Genomic DNA, 761 nt, shown 5'->3' with positions numbered 1-761 from the left:
GGCTCGCGATCGGCCTGCGCGTCCTGCTGATCCTGGTGATCGCCGCGGTCCTGAGAGTGGTGGTGCGGCGGGCCATCACCAAGCTCATAGACCGGATGAACCGCACGGTCCAGGCGGTCGACGGCACGACGCTGGGCGGGCTGCTGGTCAACGTCGAGCGGCGCCGTCAGCGGTCGCAGGCGATCGGTTCGGTGCTGCGCTCGGTGGCGAGCTTCCTGATCCTGGGCACCGCGGCCCTGATGGTCCTCGGCACCTTCGAGATCAACCTGGCCCCGCTGCTGGCGTCGGCCGGTGTCGCNNGGTCACGGACTTCCTGTCCGGCGTGTTCATGATCCTGGAGGACCAGTACGGCGTCGGCGACCAGATCGACGCGGGTGTCGCCTCCGGCGAGGTCATCGAGGTCGGCCTGCGCGTGACCAAGCTGCGCGGCGACAACGGCGAGATCTGGTACGTCCGCAACGGCGAGGTCAAGCGGATCGGCAACCTCTCGCAGGGCTGGGCGACGGCCGGGGTCGACGTCACGGTCAAGGCGTCCGAGGACCTGGACCGCGTCAAGGCCACCCTCGTCGAGGTCGCCGAGAAGATGAACAAGGAGGAGCCCTGGAACGAGTTCCTCTGGAGCCCGATCGAGGTGCTCGGCCTGGACAGCGTGCTGATCGACTCGATGGTGGTCCGCGTCTCCGCGAAGACGATGCCCGGCAAGTCCCTCACCGTGGAGCGCGAGCTGCGCTGGCGCATCAAGCGTGCCTTCGACGCGGCGG

1 pseudogene is annotated in these 761 nt (G+C 68.8%); it reads left to right on the top strand.

The annotated features are described in order from the left end of the window. Positions 1 to 761, top strand: a pseudogene (locus BZL64_RS38075) (mechanosensitive ion channel family protein); the annotation flags it as partial.

It is taken from the genome of Streptomyces bobili (genome assembly GCF_002154575.1).
In the GTDB taxonomy this organism is placed as follows: Bacteria; Actinomycetota; Actinomycetes; order Streptomycetales; family Streptomycetaceae; genus Streptomyces; species Streptomyces bobili.
Note: the sequence above shows the minus strand (reverse complement) of the source record. Positions and strands in the feature narration are given on the sequence as shown.